Genomic DNA, 21,926 nt, shown 5'->3' with positions numbered 1-21,926 from the left:
GGATCCTCCGTTGCGGCAGCGTGGTTTCAGGTCACGGTCTGCCAGGGCACTAGAAACTGGGTGAAGCGGTTCACGGCAAAGCGCATGATCAGCACCATTGCCGCGAGCAGGATGAGAGCGGCGAACATCAGGTCCGCCTGCATGCGATTGCTGCTCTGGAGCATGATGAAGGCAAGCCCGCCCTTGGCTCCGGCCCACTCGCCGATAATCGCGCCCATGGGCGCGAAGACGGCGGCCACGCGCAGGCCGGAGGCAAAAGCAGGCAGGCCGGACGGCAGGCGGAACAGCCACAATTCGCGCAGCCGCGACAGCCGGTAGAGCCGGGCCAGGTCCCCCAGCCCCGGGTCGAGACGCTGGAGACCGTCGAAAAAGGTCGATGTCACGGTGAAGAAGATCACGAGGATCACGACCACGATCTTGGATGCAAGGCCGAAGCCGAGCCAAAGGACAAGAATCGGCGCGATTGCGAAAACCGGCAGCGCCTGGGTCACGAGGATCGGCGGCATCGCGAACCGGGCCGCCACCGGGAACAACCACAAAAACACAGACAGAACGGCCCCTGCCAACGCGCCCAAAACAAAACCGAGCACGGTTTCGTAGGCGGTGATCCCCGCATGATGCAGCAGGAAACCGGCGTTCTTGGCAAAGGCCGCGAACACCCGGTCCGGCCCGGGCAGGATGTAGTGCTGGGTGTCAAAAACGAAGACGATCGCAGCCCAGACCGCAACGGCGACAGCTGCACCGGTCAGGGCCCGCAGCACCGGCATCAGGAAAGACGTCATCTGGCCGACCCCTCGCGCCTGCACCCGAAGGCAATCGGGCGGGCCGGAACCGGCAACGGCAATGACAGCAACTGCCACGATGGCAGACGACAACGCATAGGATCTCCCGTCTTCGGACGCGCCGAAAATGACATTGGAGATCCGGGATTTGGCTAAAGGTTTCCGTCCCTTCGCCGGCATGACCCGGATCAGGTTCTAAGGGTTCGGCTGATGCCATCTCAGTTCCGGAAACCGGAACACCCCTCGGACCAAGGCGGACCTTGCCTCGTACGGTGGAAAAAGGCAAGCCGCGATCCGCGGCTTTTTTGGATTTGGTGGTCGCCCCTTGGGGTCAGCCGGCCTGCCAGGCTGTGATCGCCTTTTCGACCGCTTCGGCACCGACAGTGCCCTTTTCAAGGGTCAGGATGCCCCTTTTGCCGTTTTCATACAGCATCGGAATGTCGATCCAGCCGCGCTCGCGCAAAAGGGCCAGGTTCCGCTGCTGTTCGTTGGGCAGGCTGGAGAGCGCAATCCAGAAAAAGCCGGGAGAGACTTTCACCGATGCCCCGATGAGGGCATCCCCGCGGGCCTCTTCCGTCGGCTTCATGACCAGACCGGGCACGTTGACGACATCCCCGGCGGCAAAGGTTTCCGGAAACTCGTACTTGATCTCGACCAGGTGGCTCGCCGGCAGCGACGTGTCATCATTCGGCTTGATGCGGATATCCACCTTCACGTCGCGTTCGGGAATCTCGACGGAGGCGCTCAGAACCGCCTGTGCCTGACCATCGAGATTGGTTTCCTCGTCGAGGGTCCAGACGACGGCGCCCTGTGCCGCGGTGCCGGCACCTCCGCTTTCCTCGCCTTCCTCGTAGAGGATCGAGCGCTGTACGCTGCTCTCTTCCGCGACGGCAGGAACGGAGGGAGCCGCTTCTTCGGGCGAAATCGCCGCAAGGTTGTCATCCGGCACGGCCACCGGCGGTTGTTCGGGCGTGGCCGGCTCGGCGGCCGGCACCTGTTCGTTGTCGATGGACGTCACGATGGACGGCTGCGCCGGGGCCGGGGCCGGGGTGTCGTCCTGCGGCGTGATCGTCGTCGTGGTCACTGTCAGGGCGTCGGGCGCAACCACGTCGTCAGTACCGTCATTCAGCAGCCTGTCGGTGTTTTTGGTCTCGTCCGCCGCAGCCTGAGAGGGTTCATCCTGCGCCGGCGTGCCCTGGTCCGGCGCGGCGGGTTCGGGTTGAACCGCCGTCGTTGTGATCTGCGTGTCCCCGCCAGTCGCAGACGGGCCGCTGTCCGCGGTCTGCTCGCCTGCAGGAAGCAGGAAGTACGCTCCAACCGCGACCAGTATCAGCACCACGGCCGCCGCCGCGGCGATCGGCAGGATCCGGTTGCCGGACGAAACGCCGCGCAAGGCGTCCGACGCGCTTGGTTTTGCGCGCCTGCCGCGGCCGACGGTGGGGGCGGCCGTTTCCGCCTGGCTGCCCGCATTCGAATCACCCGCCTGAGCGGAGGTTGCCTGGTCAATCGACGTTTCGGGACCGGGTTCGAACAGTCCCTCATCCGCCGCCGGCCGGCTTTCAAAAGCGGGTTCCTGCCTGACCGGGGCCGTGTTCACGGCTTCAGGTTCCGCCTGGCCCGGACTGCGCTCGGCGGCATCCCTGGCGCTCTGCGTTGCCTGGCTTGCCGCCGCGCCGAGCGTTTCGGCTTCGGCCAGCGTCTCTTTCAAGGGCGAGGGCGTCGTGTCTTCGGAAGTCTCCGTGCCCTGCTCGTGGGAGACCGGGGCGGAAACGGGCGCCGGTTGCGGATCCGTTGCCGCCGGCTCGCTGTCCGGCTGCGGTGGCGCGACCACTGTCGTGACCTGCGGCGCCTCGGCCGCGGGCTCGGATTTGGGCGCAGGCGCTCCAAGCCCGAGACTTTCCCGCGCGGCCTCCGCCTCGACCTTCCGGATGGCTTCTTCCAGCCGCAGCTGCTCTGCCGTGATTTCGGACGGGGCAAGCGGCGGCTCATAGGCTTTCAGCTGATTGACGATGGCATTGCGCGCGCGGCTGTAGACGCTGCGGCGCGCGGCACCGTTGTTTTCAGGCAAAGACGCGATCGTTTTCTTCAGAATTGAATAGTAATCAGCCATCTTCCTGCCTACCGGCCGACTGCAAGGACTTGGTCCGCGGCCCGAGATTTCCAATCAGTCTCAGGCTTATAGCAAGTTTTTCATGTGCGGTGCGAATTCTTCCGGGGGAATGCAGCCGCAGCTTCCTTACAGTTCTCTGTCCTACCACAAACTCGTTGGAACGGCACACAACTGCGCGCCGCCGTCGGGTGACAACGCGCCGAAGTGATTCGCAACGCGTTGTCGTACCCTTCAATAATGTGCTTTTTGCGCCACAGATCTCAATCCTGGAACGGATTCTGCACAAGAATTGTGTCATCACGCTCGGGGCTGGTCGACAACAAGGCGACCGGAGCGCCGATGAGTTCCTCAACATGGCGCACATATTTGATCGCCTGAGCCGGCAGATCCGCCCAGGTCCGCGCGCCTTCAGTCGATTCCTTCCAGCCCGGCAGGCTTTCATAGATCGGCTTGACCCGCTCCTGCGCGCCCTGGGAGGCCGGCAGGTAGTCGATTTTCTCGCCATCCAGCTCGTAACCGACGCAGATCTTGATTTCGTCCAGCCCGTCCAGAACGTCCAGCTTGGTCAACGCGATGCCGTTGATACCGGACGTGCACACAGTCTGGCGCACCAGAACCGCGTCGAACCAGCCACAGCGGCGGCGGCGGCCGGTGACCGTGCCGAATTCGTGACCGCGGGTCCCGAGAAACTCGCCGACCTCGTCGTTCAACTCGGTCGGGAACGGACCTTCGCCGACACGCGTCGTGTAGGCCTTGGTGATGCCGAGCACGTAGTTGACCGACCCCGGACCGAGGCCGCAGCCCGTGGCCGCCTGCCCGGCAACCGTGTTGGAGGAGGTCACGAACGGATAGGTGCCGTGGTCGATGTCCAGCAGCGCGCCCTGGGCGCCCTCGAACAGGATGCGCTTGCCCTGGCGGCGCAGGTCGTCCAGCAGGTACCAGACCTTGTCCATATAGGGCAGGACCTTGTCCGCGACGCTGGCGAGTTCGTCGTAGATGGCCTGCGCGGAAATCTCTTCCTGGCCGAGGCCGCGGCGCAGGGCGTTGTGATGCGTCAGCAGTCGATCGATCTTGGCCGGCAGCGTCGTCAGGTTCTTCAGGTCCATCAGACGGATCGCCCGGCGTCCGACCTTGTCCTCGTAGGCCGGGCCGATGCCGCGTTTGGTCGTGCCGATGCGCGTTCCGGTGTTGGAGTTTTCGCGCAGCGCGTCCAGTTCGCGGTGCAGCGACAGGATCAGCGTGGCGTTCTCGGCAACGCGCAGGCTTTCCGGCGTCACCACCACGCCCTGCTGGCTGAGACGGGACACTTCCTCGGCAAGCGCATGCGGATCCAGCACGACACCGTTGCCGATCACGGACAGTTTTCCCTCGCGCGCGACGCCGGACGGAAGGAGAGACAGTTTGTAGCTGACCCCGTCGATGACGAGCGTATGCCCGGCATTGTGTCCGCCCTGGAACCTTACGATGACATCGGCCTGTTCCGACAACCAGTCGACAATCTTGCCCTTGCCTTCGTCACCCCATTGCGAACCGACAACAACCACATTCGCCATATAGACCTTGCTCTCCTGAAGCAGCTTCCAGGCACCCCGGAAACATGTCCCCGATGCCAACACGACAAGCCCCGGCAAACCGGCCGGGGCAAACGGCGCGGACTATAGACAGGTTTCCCGGCTCTTGCGAGTCTCCCGGGGCAGATTCTGCACCTGTCCCGCCACTTTTTCCAGGCGCCGACAGACTGTGACTTCGACCGCCCTTCGAACCGGCTTGCGGCTGTCTCGACAGCACCCACAAGCCGTCCCGGCCCGCATGGCGCTTTCCTCAACGGCCGGACTCGCGTTTCGGGTGTTGCGCACCTCCCCGGCGTGGTAGGCCGGAGCATCCGACACCTGCCAAGAGACCCGAACAATGTCGCTACGCAACTGGATCATGCTGGCCGTCCTTGGCGCCATCTGGGGCGGCTCGTTCCTGTTTGCCAAGGTTGCCGTCGCCGAGATACCTCCGCTGGTGCTCGTCTTTTTCAGGGTGTCGATCGCCTGCGTCGTTCTTCTGGCCGTTCTTTGGGTTCAGGGCCTCCTGGACAGGCTCGAGCCGCGGATGGCCGGCGCCTTTCTGATCATGGGCTTCCTGAACAACGCCGTTCCGTTTTCTCTGCTGTTCCTGGGACAAACCGCGATCGGCGCCGGCCTCGCGTCGATCCTGAACGCGACAACACCGGTTTTTACCGTGATTGTCGCCAGCCTTCTGGTCCGCCAGGAAGCCCTTCAAGCGCATCGTGTCGCAGGTGTGGTCCTGGGCGTCGCCGGGGTCGCCGTCATGCTGTCGAGCAGCCTGTCGGGGCTCGCCACCGATCCGGTCTGGGCACAGCTATGCTGCCTGGGCGCGGCGATCTCCTATGCCTGCGCCGCAACCTTCGCCAGGCGGTTCCGGTCCGTTCCGGCCCAGGTGGCGGCCACCGGCCAGCTCATGGGGTCCAGCCTGATCATGCTGCCCGTCGCGCTCTATGCCGGTGCCGGCTGGTCGCCGTCCGATCCCGGGCTGACCACCTGGCTGAATGTCGCCGCGCTCGGCGTCCTGGCAACGGCGCTGGCCTATCTGATCTATTTCCGCCTGTTGTCCGAAGCAGGCGCCACCAACGCGTCGCTGGTCACCCTGCTGGTTCCGGCCAGCGCGCTTTTTTTCGGCTGGCTGATCCTCGGGGAAAGCCTCGGCTCGCTGCAGATCGGCGGCTTTGCCATCCTTCTCGTCGGACTTGTTGTCCTGGACGGCCGGATACTGCGGCGCAAGGGACCCAGCGCCGCATGACGCCCCGGCGGCAAGGCTGTACACCGCCGGGGAGCCTGTCTTGCGCTCAGAACCTGAGCGACTTGACCTGCTTGACGTAGGACACCGCCGCGAGCCGCTCCATGACCTCGACCGGCACTTCGCCATCCACCTCGACGAGGCAGATCGCATCATCTCCCGCCGCAAGGCGGCCGAGATGGAAAGTCGCGATGTTGACGCCGTTGTTGCCGAGTTCCGTGCCCAGGTGTCCGATGAAGCCCGGCTTGTCCTCATTGGTGATGTAAAGCATGTGGGAGCCGAGCTCCGCCTCCATGTTGATGCCCTTCACCTGGATGATACGCGGTTTGCCGTCGGCGAAGACCGTTCCGGCAACCGAACGCTCCTGGCGTTCGGTGATCACGGACAGGCGCATGTAGGTCTCGTAGGCACCCTGCTTTTCGCGGCGGATCTCCTCGATCTTGATGCCCCGCTCCTTGGCCAGGATGGGCGCGGACACCATGTTGACCGTTTGCAGGAGCGGCGTCAGCAATCCGGTCAGCGCGGCGGCGGTCAGGGCCTGCACGTTCATCTCGGCAACGGCACCGGCATATTCCAGCCGGATTCCCTCGATGCCGGTTTCGGTCAGTTGCCCGGCAAATGAGCCGAGCTGCTCGGCCAGACGCACGAAGGGCGCAAGCTTCGGAGCCTCCTCAGCCGTGATGGACGGCATGTTGAGCGCGTTGCGCACCGCGCCGTCCAGCAGGTAATCGCACATCTGCTCGGCGACCTGCAGCGCGACATTTTCCTGGGCTTCCGACGTCGACGCCCCCAGATGCGGGGTCGAGACGAAGTTGGGCGCGCCAAAGAGCACGTTGTCCTTGGCCGGCTCTTCCACAAAGACGTCGAAGGCCGCCCCGCCCAGCTTGCCCTCGTCAAGCGCCGCGCGAACGGCCGCCTCATCGGCAAGGCCGCCGCGTGCGCAGTTGATCAGGTAGGCGCCCTTCCGCATCCTGGCGATCGCTTTCGCGTCGATGATGTTGCGGGTCTTGTCCGTCAACGGCGTGTGCAGGGTGATGAAATCGGAACGGGAAAGGAGTCCGTCCAGTTCGACCTTCTCGATCCCGAGCGCCACGGCGCGCTCCGGGGTCAGGAAGGGATCATAGGCGATCACTTTCATCTTCAGGCCGATGGCGCGGTCGGCGACGATGGACCCGATATTGCCGCAGCCGATCAGGCCAAGTGTCTTGCCGGTCAGTTCCCGGCCCATGAAGCGGGACTTTTCCCATTTCCCGGACTGGGTCGAAGCGTCGGCAGCCGGAATCTGCCGGGCCACGGCCATCATCATCGAAATCGCATGTTCGGCGGTGGTGATCGCATTGCCGAACGGCGTGTTCATCACGATGATGCCTCGCGCGGTCGCCTTCGGAATATCGACATTGTCGACACCGATGCCGGCCCGGCCGATCACTTTCAGATTGTCCGCGGCACCGATGATCTTTTCGGTCACCTTGGTGGCCGAGCGGATCGCCAGGCCGTCATACCTGCCGATGATCTCGAGCAGTTTTTCCTTGTCCTTGCCCACGTCGGGCAGGAAGTCCACATCCACGCCGCGATCCTTGAAAATCTGGACGGCGGCATCCGACAGCTTGTCTGAAATCAGTACCTTGGGAGCCATTTGAGCCTCTCCTTCAACGGGAATACGACCGGGCGACGCATCGCCCGGGAGTGGTGTTGTTTCTTGGAGAAAGTGCTCAGGCGGCCTGAGGCAGTTTCGCTTTCCGGGCCTGGAAGGCCCAGTCGAGCCAGGCGGTCAGGGCCTGAAGATCCGAGGCCTCGACCGTTGCCCCGGCCCAGATCCGCAGTCCGGACGGCGCATCACGGTACGCGCCGATGTCATAGGCGACGCCTTCCGCGTCCAGCGTGCTGACAATACCCTTGGCAAAGGCGGCCTGGTCATCGGCGGACAGCGCCTGGACACCGGGGTCGGTGACCTTGAGGCAGACGGAGGTGTTGGACCTGATCGCCGGGTCGGCGGCAAGGAAATCCACCCAGTCCGTGCGCGCCACCCAGTCGGCCAGCACCTTGAGATTGGCATCGGCACGTCCGCGCAGGGCGCTTAGACCGCCGAGGCCGTCGGCCCATTTCAGCGCATCGAGATAATCCTCGACGCAGAGCATGGACGGGGTGTTGATCGTCTCGCCCTTGAAGATGCCCTCGATCAGCTTGCCGCCCTTGGTCAGGCGGAAGATCTTCGGCAGCGGCCAGGCGGGCGTGTAGCTTTCCAGGCGCTCGACGGCGCGCGGGCTCAGGATCAGCACGCCATGGGCAGCTTCCCCACCCAGCACTTTCTGCCAGGAGAAGGTGACCACGTCGAGCTTGTCGAAGGCGAGATCCTGGGCGAAGGCAGCGGAGGTCGCGTCACAGATCGTCAGGCCTTCGCGGTCGGCCGGGATCCAGTCGCCGTTCGGCACGCGCACACCGGAAGTTGTGCCGTTCCAGGTAAAGACCACGTCATTGGAGAAATCGACGGATCCGAGATCCGGCAGCTCGCCATAGGGCGCTTCCAGCACACGGGCATTGTCCAGCTTGAGCTGCTTGATCACGTCTGTGACCCAGCCGGAGCCGAAGCTTTCCCAGGCCAGCATATCGACGCCGCGGGCGCCGAGAAGCGACCACAGCGCCATTTCCACGGCACCGGTGTCGGAGGCCGGCACGATGCCGATCCGGTAGTCTTGCGGAACGTCGAGGACCTTGCGGGTCAGCTCGATGGCTTCGGCAAGCTTTGCCTTGCCCGGCTTGGCGCGGTGCGACCGGCCAAGCGGCGCATCGGACAGTTGGTCTAGCGACCAACCGGGACGTTTGGAACAGGGACCGGATGAAAAATTGGGATTGGCCGGACGCAGGTCCGGCTTTGCGGTAAGCTCAGTCATGTGTCTACCCTCACAGATAGGAGCCCCTCGTTGGGGAGGGGTGGCCCACCTATGGGGATAGCGGAAGGACGGACGTTCCGCAAGGACATTGCGCGCAAAAGCGTGCAATGTCCCGCTTCCGCGAGGAGTCGCTACTGCGGTGCCTTCGGCAAAAGCTGCTGCAGTGGCGGGACGAAACGCGGTTGCCTCGGTGTCACCTGCGGCTGCTGTTGCTGCACACGCACACACCTGTTCCGCTTCGGATCCCAACGCGTGTTGCGCGGGCAGACACAGGCCTTGCTCTTTGCATTCCAGACCCGGCCACCCGTGCAGTTTGGCACCGTCGGCTCGACCCGTTGCCCGGGGCGCACGCATGTCAATGCGCCGACCCGCCGGACCTGCCACCCCTGTGCGGCCAGCGCAGCGGCCCGGACCGGGGTCACCTGCTTCCATCCGCTCGGACAGGTCTGTGCCTGCGGCCTTGGACGCGCGCAGTAATAGACCACGCTACCGCTCCGGCGCTGCAGCACTTCCGAATTGCGCGGAACCCGATTCTTGTTCCGGTAGAGCGTGTACCCCGAAGGGCATGTCAGCACCGTCTGCGGCTGGGGCGGGGTGCCGCAATAGATGGTCACGCCGCCACGGGTCACCGGTGCGATCCGCCAGCCCTGGGCCCGCAGGGTCCTGACCCGGGACGCCGCGACCTCGGACTGGCCGGACGCGCAGGACGGTGGTGGTTCGACCGGTTGCCGTAGCTGCACCGTCACGCAGCTGCTGTCATTGGAGGCTTGCGCATCGCCGCTGCCCCAGGAGACGAACAACCGGCCGAGCAGCCGCCCGTCGATGCGGCCCGTGGCCGGCAGTCCTGCCTGTTCCTGGAAAGCGCGTACCGCACCGCGGGTTCTCGGGCCTGCCTGGCCGTCAACCGGGCCGGCGTCGAAGCCGAGCGCGTTGAGGGCGTCCTGAACGGCCCTGGTCTGCGCGGCGACGCCCCAGTCGAGCGAGGCACAATTGCGCAGGCTCGAGGCCCCGCCGCGCGGCGGACGAACACTCAGCGACAGGGTCCGGGACTGACCCGGTGCAAGCGTCGTCACGGGGTGGCTGCAACTCACCTGCCCGCCGCCTGTCCGGCACCGCCAGGGAGCCGGACCAGAGGCGATCCGGCGGCTCGCGGGTGTGCCCACGTCGCTCAATTGGAGCGGACCGGTATAGGGCACCGGACCGTTGTTGGTGACCGTCACCTGAAACGCGCACGGCTGACCGGCCGTACAACTGCGCTGCGGCGCGGTCTTGGTCACGGAAAGATCGGCAACCTGACGCCGCGACGGCGGCACCACCGGCGCTTGCGGCTCTTGCGCCACAGGCGGCTCTTCCGGCTGCGGTTGTTCTTCCTGCTCTTCCGGCTGATCCTCCGGCTGGACAATCATGATGGTGCTGGTGTGGCGGTCGTTCTCGGGCTTCGCATCCTTCACCTTCAGATCCGGCCAGACCATCTCCTTGCGATGGACGATCCTTGGATGCGAAAAGTCCTTCGGGATGTCGAGCACCATGTCGATCCGCACCGAGGATTCCGGCTTCAGGGTGAGGCTGTCAGCGTCGCATTCGTAGCTGCCCACACCCGTGACACGACAGTCGAAACCGGGTGTCCGGCTCTGGAGGCTTGAAATGGCGACAGCCGGGTCGAGTGTGCCACGCAGTCCGGCAGCGCCCGAGAACAGGCGACCACCGCGATTCTCGACCCTGACCTCGATGGGACAGGACGCCCCCCGCTCGCAGGTTGTCGCGCCCCATGGCGCCAGATCGGCGGCGAGAACCGGGATGCTCACGCAAGCAGGTCCGTCCGTCGCCGGATTGTCGTCACCGCTGTAGGTCGAGCCGATGTACCAGGCCGGAGGAGGCGCCGACCAGTTCATCCGGGCGCAGTTCTCGACAGAGTTTCCGGCCACGGGATCGGGCAGGCGCATTGTCAGGGTGGTCAACACGGACTCGCCGGGCAGCATTGTACCGGCATTCAGGCAGGTCACCGTCCCGGCGGCTTCACTGTTGCAGGAAAATGTTCCCGTGGCACTTTCCAGGGTCGCACCGGCAGGCAAGAGATCATCGAAGGTCATCAGGGCCATGAAATCCTTGGGCCCGTTGTTGGTGATCTCCACTGTGAAGTCACAGGCTCCGCCTTCGTAGCACTCCGGTGGACCGGACTTGGCGATCTCCAGATCAAAAGCATCATCGATCCAGGTCGGAACGCACATGTCGTCATCCTTCTCGGTGGCACCGGGTGCGGGGATATCGTCAGGCGGCATGATGCCGACACCCCAGTCGAGGGCGACACAGTCGAGCAGCGGATCGGCGGGAGCCGGATCGGGTATCGCGACGGTCAGGAACAGGATCCGTTGGTCGCCGGGGTGAAGCAGGTGCGGCCCGCCGTTGAGTGCGCACCGGATGGGTGGTCCGGCGACACAGGTCCAGCCCGGGCTGTTGGCGACATAGGTCACACCGGGATCGATCTCGTCCCGGATCACGAGTTCATCGTTGTAGTCGTCCGGACCATTGTTGGTGACCAGCACCTGGTAGACGCAATTGCCACCTGCATCGCAACTGGCCGGACCCTGCTTGCCGATCGACAGGTCGAAATGACCGGCGCCGTCCAGCACGTTAACGGTGACGCAGGCTTCATCGGGATGAACATCGGCGGGCCCGTCATCCGAGGTCATCAGCGTCCAGTCGATGCGGGCGCAATTCTCGACGGTGGTGCCGGCAATGCCGTCGGGCAGCTTGATCCGAACCATCATCGGAACGGTCCCGCCGACCGGAAGCGTTATGTCCGGTGTCTGGCAGACAACGTCGGTGCCGCTGAGTGAACAGGTGACGGTCGCCGGATCGAAGCCGGCCAGAACAAGGGAGCTGCCGGCCGGCAACGGGTCTCGAACAGCCAGTGACCCGTTGAATTCACCCGGTCCCTGGTTGATCACCTGCACCAGGAACGTGCAATCCGCGTTCTCCGTGCAGTCGGGCATGGACGACATCTTGACGATGCCGAGATCGAAGCCCTCGCTCACCGGCGTTGTAACGCAATCCTCGTCGTTGCCGTCGCCGGGACCGTCGTCCGTACCCATTTCGAACCAGTCGATGGCAACACAGTTCTGCACGTTCGGTCCGGGCACGGTGGCGGGCAGAAGAAGATTGACCTCAATGGCCGCCGTCGCGCCCGGAGGCAACAGGGCGGCAGCATTGGTGACGCAGTTGAAGGCAACGCCGATGGGGGCGCAGTTCCAGCCGGGCGAGGTGGAGGCAAGCGTGGCACCCGCGGGCATCGTGTCCGTGATCGCAAGCGGACCTGCATAAGTCGTCGCGCCGACATTCCGGAGTGTCACGACATAGGTGCATTCAACCCCTTCCTGGCATTGCGCCGGTCCGGTCTTGCGGATCGCAAGGTCCGTATCGAGCGGGAACGGCGGCGGCAGGAACCAGCCGTCGGGCGGCAGCGGCGCGGGCACCCAGCCTTGCGGCGGCAGCCCCTCCGGCCATGGAACAGGGCCGAACGGATCGTCCTCCTGGGCCAAAAGTGCGCCCCCGGCGGGCAGCGACTGGACAACGGCGACGTCGCCGACGCGGGTGGCATCGTTCCGGAACCTCAGCTCTTCCAGGACGTTGCCGGCCGGGTCCGTATTGACGTCTGCGTCGACCATGAAGGAGCTGTCGGGCCCCGTCGCCGGGGTCACAGGTCCCGGGGCCGGGTAGGGCTGGAAGGCGGTTACGGGCTCGAACGCCTCGAAGGGGTGTGCGGCCCGGCCCTGAAGCCCGTGCACCTCGGAGCCGTCGTCATACGCCCCGGAGCTGGAATCGAAACAGCGCCCGCGATCCGAACAAAGGCCGTCTCCCGTCATCCACACCGTTCCATCCGGCACATCGGGGTTTGCCGTCCCGGAACCGAGATAGCCGGGGCCGAAGGAGACGCCCCCGGCCGATCCCGCGCGCAGATAGGGTGGTCCGTCCTGGCCGCGGTCATAGTAGCCGACATCATAGCGCCCGGCGCCACGCCAGAATCCGGTGTCGGTCATCTCGTAACGCAACACGCGGGATTCATGCGGGTAGGCAAAGGCATTTTCCGCTGCCAGACCGAGATTGCGGACCCCGCCGCGTTCCGCAAGCAGCATGACATTCTGTTCGCTCAGATCGGGAAACGCGATATCGGCGACGGGATGGCTGAACCCGGAGCGTGCAATCGCCTCCGGCGAGCGGAAGAAATCCGGAAGGACAAACTCCCGGCGAACGCCGGCCGGGTCAAAAGCACCGTCCGGACCGATGCCGATCGACCAGACCGCGTTCCTTTTCTCGCTGTCGTCCGCGCCGGCAAAATCCGCATTGCCGAAGCCCTGGCTGCTCCAGAGAGCATAATAGAGACGCACGCCATCGCTTTGGGTATCCCGGCGCACACCGAGGCCCCAGACGCGCCGGCGGAAGTCGGCAAAGTTCCAACAGGAAGGCGTGCGGCCGAAGTCTCCACTCGGACAATCGGCTGTCCGCGCCCGGCTCAACGGGTCAAAGGCCACGGGAGCAAGTCCCTGATAGCCACCGCTCGGGACGTCGAAGAACGCCCTCCGTCCGTCAACGCCATGATCATATGTCCCGAGAACCGCCCCGTCGGCAAGGCGGAGGCGATGCACCATGCCGGTCTCCAGGTCGGAGACATAGAGCTGACCATTCCAGCGGTCATAAGCGACATTGCCGAGGGCAGCGCCGCTGTTCGGCCGGCCATCCAGGGTTATTTCTGCAAAAAGTTCAGGTTGATAGCCGTTGGCGCCGTTCAGTTTCCAGACCGTTCCGGGTCCGCCTTCCGCGCCCCACATGCCGGCCATCCAGTCGGAATTGTCCGCATTCCTGTGCAGGCCGAAAGCAGAGGTCGCTGTCAGATAGATGTTTGCCGGCGACGCGTCATCGATGGCAACACCGAAGACCTGACCGATTTCAGCGGCTGTGACCGCTCCGCGCTGCAACGCGTTGAACCAGTGCTCGCCGCGTGCCGGCCCTCCCGGCTGGCGCAGGTCGACAACGCTGACCACGGCCCCCTGGCCGTCAATCACGAGGCGCCCCGCTTCTTCGGCTGTTCCTGAGAACCGCGTCACGACCGCCTCGCCAGGCTGAAGCGCCTCTTGCGCGCGGGCCGCGCCGCCCGCCACAGGCAGGCCTCCAAGGCCCGCCAGGACAACGGCTGAAAGAAGAAAATCACGGGTTTGGACCAACAACCGGGGTGACATGCGCAGCTCCCTTCGGGTTGGCGATGTCTCTGCCCTCTTGCGCTCCGGCGATGGTCCTCCGCCTATCGGCCGGAACGGGATCCAGGCAGCGCTCGCCGTTCCTATCCTGGGGCACGTACCCCTAGGTTAGTTTAGCGAATTCTGACATTGCCACCTTTGAGGGAGGTCAATGCCGGGTGAACTTCAGGCTCGCAAACAAAAAAAGGCCGGTCAAGCGACCGGCCTTTCCGTTCCCTGATCTGGAGATCAGAAGTTGCTGGTGATCGGCCCCTGGGGCTCGTAATAGACCGGGCCGGCCGGAGCGCTGCCACCACCGAAATTGTAGCGTACGCCAAAGCGGATTTCGTGAGCGGTCAGGTCGTCCCATTCCACCCGTGTTTCACCGGTGCCTGCGTCATGAAGCTGCACGGTCGCCGCGTCGCCGAGGTCGCGATACTGGTAGCCTGCGTCGAGCGACCACCTGTCGGTCACGGCGTATTCGGCACCGGCCATCAGTGCCCAGGCGAAGTTCCACTCGCTGTGCTTGCCGTCATAATTGCTGCGGCCGCCACCGCCCGGATTGACGGAATACGTGCTGTCGGTCGTCACGTAGGACGCACCGATACCGGCACCGACATACGGCGTGATCCGGTTCCAGGTCCCCAGATCGACATAGCCGTTCAGCATGACGGTCCAGACATCGATATCGGTCGACTCGGTCGAGTATCCGCCGGTACAGGCTCCGCAGACCGCGTAGCCCTTGACGTTCGCCGAGGTCTCGTAATCCAGCGTCACGTCCGTACGGAAATAGTCGTTGAACTGGTAACCGACACCGACACCGATCATCCAGGCATTGTCCATGGATTCCCGTTCGAAACGCAGATCACCGATCACAGGGTCGTTGAAGCTGCCGCTCGGATCGTTCCAGAATTTGTAACCGATGTCGCCGCGCAGGTACAACCCACCTGCCACGGGCACTTGCGGCACATGCTCGATGACCGGAGTTGGCAAGTCCGCAGCGTAGCCCGCAGTGGAAAGCACAACAGCAAAGCCGGTCAAAGACAAACGCTTAAAGAAATTGTCCATGTCCTCGTCCTCTTCCAGTGAGCGCCCGCTTCAACAATTTCCCGGACACATCAAACTTGAAAGCATACTGAGGGGAATTCATTAATTGTGACTTAACTCTGTTCATTAACCGCGATTTTTTACCTTAAGAAAGTCTTACCAAATCCGGATCTTGTTGACCGGACACAAAAAAGCCGCCTCCCGGGGGAAGCGGCTCCATCAGAGTCCGGGGAAGGTCAGGCCGCGGATGCGGCAACCACACCGGCGATGTCATTGACGACCTGCTTGACGAGGTCGGCATCATCGCCCTCGGCCATCACCCGGATCAACGGCTCGGTACCCGACGCCCTGATCACCAGGCGGCCGGATTTCCCCAGGCGCGCCTCACCGTCTTCGATGGCCGATTTGACCTTGTCCTGTTCGAGCGGAGCCCCGCCCTTGTACCTGACGTTCTTCAGGATCTGCGGCACCGGTTCGAACCGCCTGCAAACCTCGGACACCGGACGGTCCTGGTCCTTGACACAGGCAAGGACCTGCAGCGCCGCGATCAGACCGTCGCCCGTGGTGGTAAAGTCGGACAGCACGATATGCCCGGATTGCTCGCCGCCGACATTGTAGCCGTTGGCCCGCATGTGCTCGACCACGTAACGGTCGCCGACCTTGGTCCGGGCGAGGCCCAGGCCCAGTTGTTGCAGGTAGCGCTCCAGCCCGAGATTGGACATGACCGTTGCGACGATGCCCTGCGCCGACAGCCTGTTGCTGGCCTGCCAGGATTGCGCCACCACGGCCATCAGCTGATCGCCGTCAACAACGGCACCGTTTTCGTCGACAATGATCACGCGGTCGGCGTCACCATCGAGCGCAATGCCGATATCCGCGCGCACCTCATGCACCTTGCGGGACAACGCGTCTGTGGAGGTCGAGCCGCAATCCTGGTTGATATTAAAGCCGTCCGGGGTGACCCCCATGGAGATCACGTCGGCCCCGAGCTCCCACAAGGCTTCCGGGGCAACCTTGTAGGCCGCGCCGTTGGCGCAGTCGACAACGACGCGCAGTCCTTCCAGGTTCATTTCCCTGGGCAACGTCCGCTTGGCGAATTCGATATAGCGCTGCTGCGCCCCGTCGATCCGTCTCGCCCGGCCCAGCTCGCGCGCGCCGGCCAGCCGTGATGTCAGGTCGCTTTCGACCAGGCCTTCGATGGTCTTCTCGATTTCATCGCTGAGCTTGAAGCCGTCCGGGCCGAAGAACTTGATGCCATTGTCCTGGAAGGGATTGTGGGACGCCGAAATCATCACGCCAAGATCCGTTCTCAGCGAGCGCGTCAGCATGGCCACAGAGGGCGTCGGCATCGGCCCGAGCAGAAAGACATCCATGCCCACGGACGTGAAGCCTGCAACCAGTGCCGTTTCCAGCATGTAGCCGGACAGGCGCGTGTCCTTGCCGATCACCACCCGATGGCGATGACCGCCGTTCTTGAAAACGAGGCCAGCGGCCATCCCGACCTTCAGAGCCAGTTCGGCGGTCATCGGGAAACGGTTCGCCTGGCCGCGAATGCCATCGGTGCCGAAATACTTACGCATCAATCATGCCTGCCTGAATTTCCAATGTGCGCCCTTATTAACGCAATTGGCTCCGATCACGATTCAAAATATGTGAGCAATTGTTACCATTCACAGGCACGCATCAACGGCCGCAAAGGCAGAAGCCCGGCATTGGCCGGGCTTCGTCAGTCACTTAGGCGTTGATCAGGACGGTTGCGGCTCCATGCCGCCGCTGGCTTCGTCCCCGCCGCGTTTCGCACCTGCTGTGGGAACCGCGGAAGAACGGCCGACCGGCTGGTCGTCGTCGGTGTCGCGCACCGGCGGCTTGCCGTTCAAGAGGTCCTTGATCTCGTCGCCAGAGAGCGTTTCGTATTCCAGAAGGCCCTTGGCAATCGTGTGCAGCTGGTCCTCGTGGTCGCCCAGGATCTTGTTGGCGGTTTCATAGCCCTGGTTGACGAAGGACTTGATTTCCGCGTCGACGATCTTCTGGGTTTCGTCCGAGACATGCTGGTTCTTGGCCACGGAGTGGCCCAGGAAGACTTCTTCCTGGTTCTCGCCGTAAAGCAGCGGGCCGAGCTTGTCGGACATGCCGAACTGCGTGGCCATCGCCCGGGCCAGCTTGGTGGCCATCTGGATGTCGCCCGAGGCACCGGAGGTGACCTTCTCGTAGCCGAAGATCATTTCCTCGGCCACGCGTCCGCCCATGGCAACCGCAAGGTCGGCCTTGCACTTGGCCCGGGTCAGGGACACCTGGTCCTTTTCCGGCAGGCGCATGACCATACCCAGCGCGCGGCCGCGCGGAATGATGGTCGCCTTGTGGATCGGGTCGGAGGCTTCCTGGTGCAGTGCCACCAGCGCATGGCCGGCCTCGTGATAGGCGGTCAGCTTCTTCTCTTCCTCGGTCATCACCAGCGTGCGGCGTTCCGCGCCCATCATGACCTTGTCCTTGGCATCCTCGAACTCGGCCATGGTCACCAGGCGCTTGGACCGGCGGGCGGCCAGAAGCGCGGCCTCGTTGACGAGGTTCATCAGGTCGGCGCCGGAGAACCCGGGCGTACCGCGTGCCAGGGTCTTGACGTCGACATCCGGCGCCAGCGGCACCTTGCGCATATGCACCTTCAGGATCTTCTCGCGGCCGGTGATGTCCGGGTTCGGTACGACGATCTGGCGGTCGAAACGGCCAGGGCGCAGCAGCGCCGGGTCGAGAACGTCCGGACGGTTGGTCGCCGCGATGATGATGATGCCTTCATTCGGCTCGAAGCCGTCCATCTCGACCAGCAACTGGTTGAGCGTCTGTTCGCGTTCGTCGTTGCCGCCGCCGAGACCGGCGCCGCGGTGACGGCCGACCGCATCGATTTCGTCGATGAAGATGATGCAGGGCGCGTTTTTCTTGGCCTGTTCGAACATGTCGCGGACACGGGAAGCACCCACACCGACAAACATTTCAACGAAGTCCGAGCCGGAAATGGTGAAGAACGGCACGTTTGCCTCGCCCGCGACGGCACGTGCCGTCAGGGTCTTACCGGTGCCCGGAGGGCCAACCAGCAGGACACCGCGCGGAATGCGTCCGCCCAGGCGCTGGAATTTCTGCGGATCACGCAGGAACTCAACGATCTCCTGAAGGTCTTCCTTGGCTTCGTCGATGCCTGCGACATCCTCGAAGGTGACCCGGCCGTGCGCCTCGGTCAAAAGCTTCGCCTTGGATTTACCGAAGCCCATCGCCTTGCCGCCGGACCCCTGCATCTGGCGCATCACAAATATCCAGATGCCGAGAATGATCAGCATGGGCAGCCACGAGAACAAGGCACCGAGAAGCGGTGAGCTTTCCGCTGGGGGACGGGCATTGATCAGCACGCCCTTGCCACGCAGCTCGTTGACATACTGGGCACCGTCGGGCGCATAGGTCTGGAAGGCGCCGCCGCTGTTGTAGCTGCCGGTGATCTTCTGTTCCTGGATGGTGACGGACCTGACCTCGCCGTTGTCGACCTGCTTCATGAAGTCCGAATAGGCGATGTCATTTGTCGCACCGTGCTGCGCCGGGCTTTGAAAAAGCTGGAACAGGGCGATCAGCAACAATGCGATGATCACCCAGAGAGCAAAGTTGCGAAAATGTGCGTTCATTTCGTTTCCTTAGCCGCCCAACGCGACCCCTGGGTCTGTTGAGAATTAGGTTCCGGTCCCGTCGATGGCCCGGGTCGGAGCGCTTTGCCTCCGCACACGGCCAGATCCCAATTCTCAAAAGACCCCGGCTCGCGCGGTCTTTATTCGTTACAGCGAAGATAGGTCGCCGAAGTCCCGCTGCCAAGGCGGTGCGCCATAGTTGCGCAGATGCACTGACTATTTTGTTAAGCCCGGAGCTCTATCAGAACTTCTTAGCAGGGAAAACTCTAGTTTTCGCCTTGTACGGTCCCATCGTCCAAATAGTTACCAAGAAGCTTAACTTGGATCGGCAGGCGCTCCAAATCCAAAACGTCGCCCTTGCAGGAATTGCCTAGATTTGAAGCGGCCACCAGGAAGGGCAGACACAGGATGTCCTCCCCGGCCCAGACCACCGGCGCACAATGGAAGGCGGCCTTCGGCCACCCCTTGGGCCAATTGACGTCCCTGGACCGGAGCGGTGCGTTGCAGAGCGGCCCGAGACAAAGCGCTTGCCGACCGTGGGCCTTCCTCCTGTCGGAAACGCAATACCGGTACCGGTTGTCCCAGAGACCGCTGCCCTCCGGGTCAACCAGTGTTTCGGGTGGTGTCCGCCCCGGTTCCTTCCAGCAGAAAACAACGTCATCCCGCGCATCGAACACCGCGCCACCGAGGGTCAGACGGCAGGGCCGCTCCCTGACCAGCATCCGGTCCAGTCCACTCAGATTGCGAAACCGCGGCCGCGGCGTGGCCCCGCTCACGCGCGCGATCATGAGTGTAAGCAGTCGCAGCCGCATCTCTTCCGTCATCGACCGGTACGCCAGACGATCCAGTTTCAACGGACCGGCCGGGTGTTCAATCAGGTGTTTTTCGGCGAGATCCCGAAGGCAGGCCTCCAGCGCCTCTCCTGCCCGGCGCATGTGCCCGGCTGTCTTGGAAAGTCGCTCCGCTGTCAGGCCCTCTTCTTCCAGGAGCGCCAGGATCGACCGGAGCCGGCTCCTCTTGTACCTGGTGTTGCTGTTGGAGGGATCGGTGCACCATGTCCTGCCGCGCGCCCTCAGGCTGGCTTCCAGGCGAGCCTTGGCGACACCCAGGAACGGCCGCAGCAGCCGCAGGCCTTCCGGGCCGTTCGGTTCGTCCGCGGCCATGCCCCCCAGACCGGCGACACCGCTGCCGCGGGTCAGCCTGTCGAGGAAGGTCTCGGCCTGGTCGTCCTGGTGGTGGGCAAGAAGCAGCGCTTCCGATCCGGATCCCCTCATGTGCTGCGCCATCAGCCGGTACCGGGCGAGGCGCGCCTCCTCCTGAAGGTTGCTGGCGGGCTTTTGCCCCGACCAGCGCAATATCGTGCAGGGCACACCTTCACCGCGCGCACAGTCGGCAACAAAGGCTGCCTCTTCGGCACTTTCGGGGCGCAAGCCGTGATCGACGCACAGGATTTCAAGGGATCCCTGCCAGCCTGTCCGCCGCTTCCACTCCGCCAGCAGCACCAGGAGACACAGCGAATCCGCTCCGCCGGACACGGCCACGGCAAGGTTTGAAAAGGACGTCAGCCTGGAAAAGAGAGCATCGACAATATCGGACGGGAGCCCCTCGGGCTCGACCGGCCCGTCAGGAACATTGGGCACGTTTGCGCTCGTCCCTGGCCTGGGACAGGACCGCGGGAGCGGCATTCGGAAACTTGTTCAGAAGTTCGGAGAAGGTTGCGCAAGCGGCGTCCGATTCTCCCAGACCGCGCAGGGACACGCCGAGCTTCAGCAGGCTGTCCGGGCTTTTTTCGTTACCGGGATGGTTGGTATAGGTCTTCAGAAACGCGTCCGCCGCCTCGCGGTAGTTCTGCTGCGCGAGCAGGCTCTCTCCGAGCCAGTACTGGGCGTTCGCCGAGCGCTGGTCATCGGGATAGTTTTCCAGGAAATTGCGGAACCCGCGTTCCGCGCCGGAATAATCCCCGTTCACAGCCAGCGAATAGGCCTCGTTGTAGTCGGTCTGCGGATCACCGCTGCCGATTACGCTTGCGATCTGGTCGTCGTCGGTTGCCAGGCCCGGGTCCGGCGAGATGTCGTCGCCCGTGCCCGGAACGTTGTCCAGTCCATTGGCAAGCGCCGACAGGTCGATCGGACCGTCAGTCGGCAGTCCGGTGTCATACCCGCCGGACTGGTCCCAGCTGGCATCGCCGGACCCGTCGGCAGGCAAGGTGGCAAGCCCGCCGCCCGGAGCGACAAGCGATCCGGTTTGCGGCGTGCCGTCCGGGGCAAGCCCCGGTGCACCTGATCCGGGCGGGAGTTCCGAGCGCTTGCCCGGCGTGCCGCCTTCAAGCTGCTGGAAGCGGTATTCGTTGTCTTCCTGCATGCGGCGCATCATGTCCTGCATTTCCCGCAGCTGGAAAGACAATTGCTCGATCTGGCCGGTCAAGACGCGGATCCGCTCTTCCATCTGGCCGATACGCACGGCGGATTCGTCGTTGCGGCGTCCGAAAAGCTGGGCTTCGGACGGTGTGGCAGCGGTGATCATCACCATCGCCAGAACGAGACCTGCAAGTCCCTTTAAATGTTGCATTCTCTCCTCCGGTTCGGGGATCCGCGAGCGCTCTGCCGGCAAATCCTTCCGCATGATGTCTTATCATGACCGGTTATCTACTCAAGTGCACAGAGCGCTCCGACTTCGGCTAAATTTTGACCTTTCCTGCCGAAACCCGAGAGATTTCGCATTTGCGGCACCTGATCGGCCGGATCTCGGATGAACACGCCCTGCCCGGATAACGCAAAAGGCCGGGCACGAGGCCCGGCCAATCTGTTCGCTGTTGCGGCAATCAGTTGGTGGCGTTGTTCAGAACGGTCACCGCGCGGCGGTTCTGGGACCAGCAGCTGTTGTCGTTGCACACCGCGACGGGCCGTTCCTTGCCGTAGGATATCGTCCGTATCCGCGAAGCGTTGACGCCCTGCGACACCAGATAGTCACGGGCAGCCTGGGCCCGGCGCGCACCGAGAGCGATGTTGTACTGGCGCGTTCCGCGCTCGTCGGCATGTCCCTCGACCGTGATCGTGTACTGGGAGTATTTCTTCAGCCACTGGGCCTGTTTGGCGAGCGTCGCCTGGCCCTGCGAATTCACCACCGACTGGTCTTCCTCGAAGAACACGCGGTCGCCCACATTGACCACGAAATCCTGGCCCGTGCCCGGCTTCACGTTGCTGGACAACCCATCCGGTTTCGTCTGGGCACATGCCGCTGCGAACAGAACCGCAAAACAGACGGCAATCCATCGCGCACCTTTTGCGGCGTTTACTTGCTTGAACATTCCTGTCTCCTAAACCCCAGCCCGCAAACCTCACTCCGGGAGCGTCCGGTTCTTGGTAAACGCTTTCTAGCCAAAACCGGTAAAAAACGTCTTT

13 protein-coding genes and 1 riboswitch are annotated in these 21,926 nt (G+C 63.7%); of the genes, 1 reads left to right on the top strand and 12 read right to left on the bottom strand.

Annotated elements, in window-relative coordinates; genetic code table 11:
• Positions 1 to 26 precede the first annotated feature (26 nt).
• The 3 genes from O6760_RS12155 to O6760_RS12145 form a co-directional block, all read right to left on the bottom strand.
• Positions 27 to 875, bottom strand: a complete 849-nt coding sequence (locus O6760_RS12155) for an ABC transporter permease (RefSeq protein WP_332306222.1) — start codon at positions 873 to 875, stop codon at positions 27 to 29.
• A gap of 55 nt (positions 876 to 930) precedes the next feature.
• A riboswitch (TPP riboswitch) is annotated at positions 931 to 1,036 on the bottom strand.
• Positions 1,037 to 1,113: 77 nt separating this feature from the next.
• On the bottom strand, positions 1,114 to 2,892 hold the full coding sequence (locus tag O6760_RS12150; RefSeq protein ID WP_269585621.1) for a hypothetical protein: 1,779 nt from the start codon (positions 2,890 to 2,892) through the stop codon (positions 1,114 to 1,116).
• Positions 2,893 to 3,152: 260 nt separating this feature from the next.
• A complete protein-coding gene (locus O6760_RS12145; protein WP_269585620.1) occupies positions 3,153 to 4,445 on the bottom strand; it encodes an adenylosuccinate synthase in 1,293 nt (430 codons plus the stop codon).
• A 355-nt stretch (positions 4,446 to 4,800) separates the two neighbouring features.
• Between O6760_RS12145 and O6760_RS12140 the strand changes: the two genes are divergently transcribed.
• Complete coding sequence (locus tag O6760_RS12140) at positions 4,801 to 5,697, top strand: DMT family transporter (protein WP_269585619.1); 897 nt, start codon at positions 4,801 to 4,803, stop codon at positions 5,695 to 5,697.
• A 46-nt stretch (positions 5,698 to 5,743) separates the two neighbouring features.
• Here the strand turns inward: O6760_RS12140 and serA are convergent, their stop codons facing one another.
• The 9 genes from serA to pal all read right to left on the bottom strand — a co-directional run bounded on the left by serA (position 5,744) and on the right by pal (position 21,832).
• Positions 5,744 to 7,330, bottom strand: a complete 1,587-nt coding sequence (gene serA, locus O6760_RS12135) for a phosphoglycerate dehydrogenase (protein ID WP_269585618.1) — start codon at positions 7,328 to 7,330, stop codon at positions 5,744 to 5,746.
• 76 nt (positions 7,331 to 7,406) lie between these two features.
• The gene (locus tag O6760_RS12130) at positions 7,407 to 8,585 is read right to left on the bottom strand and encodes a phosphoserine transaminase (RefSeq protein ID WP_269585617.1); all 1,179 of its coding nucleotides are present in this window, start codon (positions 8,583 to 8,585) and stop codon (positions 7,407 to 7,409) included.
• Positions 8,586 to 8,716: 131 nt separating this feature from the next.
• On the bottom strand, positions 8,717 to 13,819 hold the full coding sequence (locus O6760_RS12125; RefSeq protein WP_269585616.1) for a peptidoglycan-binding protein: 5,103 nt from the start codon (positions 13,817 to 13,819) through the stop codon (positions 8,717 to 8,719).
• Between the two features lie 246 nt (positions 13,820 to 14,065).
• Positions 14,066 to 14,884, bottom strand: coding sequence for an outer membrane protein (locus O6760_RS12120; RefSeq protein ID WP_269585615.1), 819 nt, complete (start codon positions 14,882 to 14,884; stop codon positions 14,066 to 14,068).
• A gap of 215 nt (positions 14,885 to 15,099) precedes the next feature.
• On the bottom strand, positions 15,100 to 16,446 hold the full coding sequence (gene glmM / locus O6760_RS12115) for a phosphoglucosamine mutase (RefSeq protein WP_269585614.1): 1,347 nt from the start codon (positions 16,444 to 16,446) through the stop codon (positions 15,100 to 15,102).
• Positions 16,447 to 16,608: 162 nt separating this feature from the next.
• Complete coding sequence (gene ftsH, locus O6760_RS12110) at positions 16,609 to 18,525, bottom strand: ATP-dependent zinc metalloprotease FtsH (protein WP_269585613.1); 1,917 nt, start codon at positions 18,523 to 18,525, stop codon at positions 16,609 to 16,611.
• Between the two features lie 266 nt (positions 18,526 to 18,791).
• Complete coding sequence (tilS, locus tag O6760_RS12105; RefSeq protein WP_269585612.1) at positions 18,792 to 20,165, bottom strand: tRNA lysidine(34) synthetase TilS; 1,374 nt, start codon at positions 20,163 to 20,165, stop codon at positions 18,792 to 18,794.
• Complete coding sequence (gene ybgF, locus O6760_RS12100; protein WP_269585611.1) at positions 20,149 to 21,093, bottom strand: tol-pal system protein YbgF; 945 nt, start codon at positions 21,091 to 21,093, stop codon at positions 20,149 to 20,151. The genes tilS and ybgF overlap by 17 nt, the downstream gene beginning before the upstream one ends.
• A gap of 253 nt (positions 21,094 to 21,346) precedes the next feature.
• The gene (gene pal / locus O6760_RS12095) at positions 21,347 to 21,832 is read right to left on the bottom strand and encodes a peptidoglycan-associated lipoprotein Pal (protein WP_269585610.1); all 486 of its coding nucleotides are present in this window, start codon (positions 21,830 to 21,832) and stop codon (positions 21,347 to 21,349) included.
• Positions 21,833 to 21,926: the final 94 nt, after the last annotated feature.

This window comes from Roseibium sp. Sym1 (assembly GCF_027359675.1).
Lineage (GTDB): Bacteria > Pseudomonadota > Alphaproteobacteria > Rhizobiales > Stappiaceae > Roseibium.
Note: the sequence above shows the minus strand (reverse complement) of the source record. Positions and strands in the feature narration are given on the sequence as shown.